The following is a 4453-nucleotide window of genomic DNA, read 5'->3' as shown; positions in this document are numbered from 1 at the left end:
GTGCAGGGGGCGGAGCCCCGTAGGCGGGCGGGGGCGCAACCGAGGTGGTTCGCTCACCTTGCGCCGGGGTGCGGGGCGGAGCCCCGGAGCGGGGTGCGGGGGCCGCAGGCCCCGCCCGGGGTGCAGGGGGCGGAGCCCCCGCTCGGGGTCTGGGGGCGTAGCCCCCAGGAGAAAACCTCCCCCACCCCTCACCCCCGGAGGGTCTCGGGAAGGGGCGGGGTGGGGAAGACCTCCCGCTCGGCCTCACCCTCCGGCTCCGCCCCGAACCAAGCCACCCCCACCGCCCCCGCCACCGCCAGGACGAAGCCCAGTGCCGCCATCCACGCGAAGCCCGCCCGGGACGCGTCGCCCAGCCACAGGACGCCGATCGCGCCCGGCAGGACCGTTTCCCCGACCACCAGCGCCGCCGTCGCCCCGTTGACCGAGCCGATCTGGAGCGCCACCGTGTGCAGGTACATCCCGCCGACCCCCGCCACCAGGATCGCGTAGAGCGCGGGGTCCGAGAGCAGGCGGCCCAGGTCGAAGGGGTCGACGCCGTTCAGGACGCGGACCCCGACCCCCAGCGCGCCGAAGCCCAGGCCCGACAGCAGGCCCGCCAGGATCGCGGCGCGGGCGCCGAGCAGGCGTACCGCCACCGCGCCGCCCGCCATCAGCAGCACCGACACCGCCAGCAGCCACCAGTGCGTGGCGAGGGACGTGTGGCCGCCGCCCTCCGCGCCCGCCGCCGTGGCCAGCAGCACCAGGGCCGAGCAGACCACCGCGATGGAGCCCCACTCGGCGCGGCTCAGCCGGATGCCGAGGAGCTTGACGCTCAGCACCGCCGTGATCACCAGGTTCGCGCTGATCACCGTCTGGGAGAGGAAGAGGGGGAGGAGGCGGGCGGCCAGGGCGCCCAGGCCGAAGCCGACGAAGTCCAGCACCGTGCCCACCATGAATTCCCAGGTCATCGCCGCCTTCGCGGTGGACGACAGGCTCGGGCCGCCGTGCTGGGTACGGGCCGTCGCGGCAGCCTCGCGGCGCGCGGACTTCCGGGATCCGACGGCTTGCAGGACCGAGCCCGTGCCGTAACAGATCGAGGCCGCGATCGCGGTGAGTAGGCCGATCAGCACCAAAAGCTCCGTTCCAGGGGATCAACAGGAGCACGATTCCGCTCCTCAGCACCAGACGTGCGCGGACCGCCCCGCGTTGCCTGGTGTGATCTACGCGTCGCCGCTCACGCCGACAGGCGTGCCAGCTCCGCCGCGGCCTCGTCCACCGAGTCCACCAGCGCGATCCGCGCCGCCATCGGACGGCCCTCAGCGAGCGCTTGGAGCAGCGGCCACGTGGGCAGCCGCTCCGTCCAGTGCGCCCGGTCGACCAGCACCATCGGCGTGGGCTCGCCCCGCGACCCGTAGTAGTTCGGGGTCGCGTTGTCGAAGATCTCCTGTACGGTCCCGGCCGCGCCCGGCAGGAACACCACGCCCGCGTTGGAGCGGGCCAGCAGGCCGTCCTCGCGGGTGGCGTTGGCGAAGTACTTGGCGATGTGGCCGGCGAACGCGTTCGGCGGCTCGTGGCCGTAGAACCAGGTGGGGATGCCGACCGATTCGCCGCCGCCGGGGTGGCGCCCGCGTACCTCGAAGGCCGCCCGCGCCCAGTCCGAGACGGACGGCTCGAACGACGGCGCCTTGGCGAGCAGTTCCAGCGCCTCGCCGAGCACGGCGTCCGGGAACGGCGCCGTATAGGCACCCAGGTTCGCCGCCTCCATCGCGCCGGGGCCGCCGCCCGTGGCGACGGTGAACCCGGCCCGGCTCAGGGCGCGGCCGAGCCGGGCAGCCCCGGCGTACGCCTCGCTGCCCCGGCCCATCGCGTGCCCGCCCATCACGCCCACGACCCGCTCCCCGGCCAGGAACTCGTCGAGCGCGTCCGAGACCGAGTCGTCGTGGATGGAGCGGAGCATCGACGCGAAGACGTCGCCGTCCGACTTGGCGCGCTGGAACCAGGCGTACGAGCGGGCGTCGGGCGTGTGCTCGTAGCCGTCGTCGAGGTCCTCGAACAGCTCGTCGGGGGTGTAGAGCAGACCCCGGTACGGGTCGAAGGGCAGATCGGGCACGGGCGGGAAGACCAGTGCCCCGTCGGCGCGCACCCTGGCGGTGGCGTCCGGCTCCATCCGGCAGCCGAGGAAGACGGCGCCCGCGGAGTCGGTGGACAGGAGCGCGAACGTACGGTCCGTCAGATCGAGGGACTGCAGGCGGTATCCGGCCAGCGTCCCGTCCGCCACGACCTCGTCGAACTCGGCGACGGACTCGATCTCCCGGTCCCGCGCGCTCGGAACCCGCTGAAAGTCTTCACTGGCCATCCGGCCACGATAGCCCGTACGGGTGGGGGTCCCCCCTGCTCCTCAAGAGCTGGGGGAGGGCCGGCCCGGCCGGGTCCCGGCCGGGGCTCAGCCCGTCAGGGGCAGCGCGGCGAGCTCGGCGATGCCCCACGTCACCGGGCCGAACAGGGCCAGGACCGCCGCCGCGCGCAGGGCGGCCGAGGCGCGGAGCAGCTTGGCCGGGGTGCCCAGGCGCAGCAGCGCCGCCGTCGTCTCGCCGCGGGCGTGCTTGGACTCCAGGGCCGCCGTCAGCAGCGTCGCCACCGTGCACCCCGTCACCAGCGCCGCGCCCAGGCCCGTGAGCGGGCCGAAGGGGTGCGGGCCCGCCTCGTCGCCGTACAGCGTGTCGGCCGCGATCGTGGCCGAGGCCACCGCGCACACCACACCGAGCGGGTGCCCGATGCGGCGGGCCTCCTCCATCAGGACGCGCCCCGCCAGCAGCCGGGCCGCCCCCGGGCGCGCGCTCTGGAGCAGCCGGCCGCACAGATGGGTCAGGGCCGGGCCCGCCACCGCGAGGCCCAGCGCGGTGAGGATCCAGCCGGCCAGCACCCCGGCGGGGCTGCTGTCGGGGTGGCCCGGCATGGGGAGCGCGGAGCCCGGGGTGCCCCGGCTGGCGAACGTCTCGACCGCCAGGCCCGCCGCGATCAGGGAGATCCCCCAGGGCAGGCCCGACGGGACGGAGGCCGGGGGCCGCTCCGCGCCGCGCGGGCGGGGCCGGGGCGGCTCCTTGCGGGGGCGCAGGGCGAGTCCGGCCGCCGCCGACGCGGTCAGCGGCAGTACGCAGAGCAGGGTGAGGGCTGCGGCCGGCGGCAGCGGCCGGCCGGCGGCGAGCAGCCCGGCCGCGGCGCCGTCGAAGGGCAGCCCGGTGATGTGGCCGCGCAGATGGAGGTAGACGAGCAGGGCGACCGTGGAGCCGAGCGTGCAGGCCACCGCCGTCGACGCCGCCGCGATCGCGGTGAGCCGCCCGGGGCCCAGGCCCACCGCGGAGAGCCCGGGGCGCGGGCGGGTGCTCGGGTCCGTACGGGCCACGGCGACCGCGAAGTGGACGGTCGCGGCGAGCGGCACCGCGCACCACAGCAGCCGCAGCACCGAACCGCCGGGGTGCGCCACCGCGTGGCCCAGGGTGCACAGGAGCAGGAAGCCGACCCCCGCCGAGGCCGCGGCCACCAGCAGGCGGCGCAGCAGGACCAGCGGGTGGGTGCCGCGGGCTAGACGGAGAGCGAGCACGTGGCGCGGCCCTCCGCGTCGAGGGCGCCGCCCTGCCCGACGGAGTTGACCCGGCGGCCGTCGAGCAGCCACACCGTGCGGTCGGCGAGCGCCGCGACCTCCACGTCATGGGTGGCCAGGACCGTGGTGATGGCGTGCGAGCGGGCCGCGGCCGTCAGGGTGCGCAGCACCTGGGCGCGGTCGGCGCGGTGCAGGGTCGCGGTCGGCTCGTCCGCGAAGAGCACCGCGGGGGAGGTGACCAGGGCGCGGGCGATCGCCACGCGCTGGCGCTGCGCGGTCAGCAGGGCGTGCGGGCGGCGGCGCGCGCAGGCGCCGATGTCGAGCCGCTCCAGCCACTCCAGGGCGGCTTTCTTGGCGGTGCGGTGCGAGATGCCGCGCAGCAGCAGGGGCAGCGCCGCGTTCTCCCAGGTGTTGAGCTCGGGCACCAGGGTCGGCTCCGGGTCGATCCAGCCGAACCGGTCCCGGCGCAGCCGCTCGCGCGAGAGCGCTCCCATGGTGTGGACGGGGGCGCTGTTGAACCACACCTCGCCCTGGTCGGGCACGAGCTGGCCGGACAGACAGCGCAGCAGGGTCGTCTTGCCGCTGCCGCGCGGGCCCCCGACCGCCAGGATCTCTCCCTCGCGGATCCCGAGGGAGACCCCGGTCAGGGCGGGCGAGCCGCCGTGGGAGTGATGCAGGGAACGTCCCCAGAGCACATCGTTGTCCGGCGGGGCCACCATGGCGTACACCTCGGTTCAGATCAGATTTCCTGTTCCCCCGTACGGGGGAACGAAGGCAGGGCCGATCGGTCACTGGGCACCGTAGGGACTCGTACGCGCCGGTCCTGACAGCACGCGGCCCGGTGGCGCCCATCTCACTCGGATGGGCGCCACC

Annotated in this window: 4 protein-coding genes; all 4 read right to left on the bottom strand. The window is 75.6% G+C overall.

Features of this window, described 5'->3' with window-relative positions:
* Positions 1–188: 188 nt before the first annotated feature.
* Complete coding sequence (locus tag ACFWA7_RS39740) at positions 189–1109, bottom strand: hypothetical protein (RefSeq protein WP_385828033.1); 921 nt, start codon at positions 1107–1109, stop codon at positions 189–191.
* A 104-nt stretch (positions 1110–1213) separates the two neighbouring features.
* Positions 1214–2335: an LOG family protein gene (locus tag ACFWA7_RS39735; RefSeq protein ID WP_385828031.1), complete on the bottom strand. Its 1122-nt coding sequence runs from the start codon at positions 2333–2335 to the stop codon at positions 1214–1216.
* An 87-nt stretch (positions 2336–2422) separates the two neighbouring features.
* A complete protein-coding gene (locus tag ACFWA7_RS39730; protein ID WP_385549220.1) occupies positions 2423–3580 on the bottom strand; it encodes a hypothetical protein in 1158 nt (385 codons plus the stop codon).
* Positions 3562–4299, bottom strand: coding sequence for an ABC transporter ATP-binding protein (locus ACFWA7_RS39725; RefSeq protein ID WP_385549223.1), 738 nt, complete (start codon positions 4297–4299; stop codon positions 3562–3564). Before ACFWA7_RS39725 ends, ACFWA7_RS39730 begins: the two co-directional genes overlap by 19 nt.
* Positions 4300–4453: the final 154 nt, after the last annotated feature.

Origin of the sequence: Streptomyces sp. NPDC059994 (genome assembly GCF_042737755.1) — a bacterium.
Taxonomy (GTDB): Bacteria; Actinomycetota; Actinomycetes; order Streptomycetales; family Streptomycetaceae; genus Streptomyces.
The sequence above is the reverse complement of the archived record's forward strand: the minus strand, read 5'-3'. Positions and strand labels throughout refer to the sequence as shown.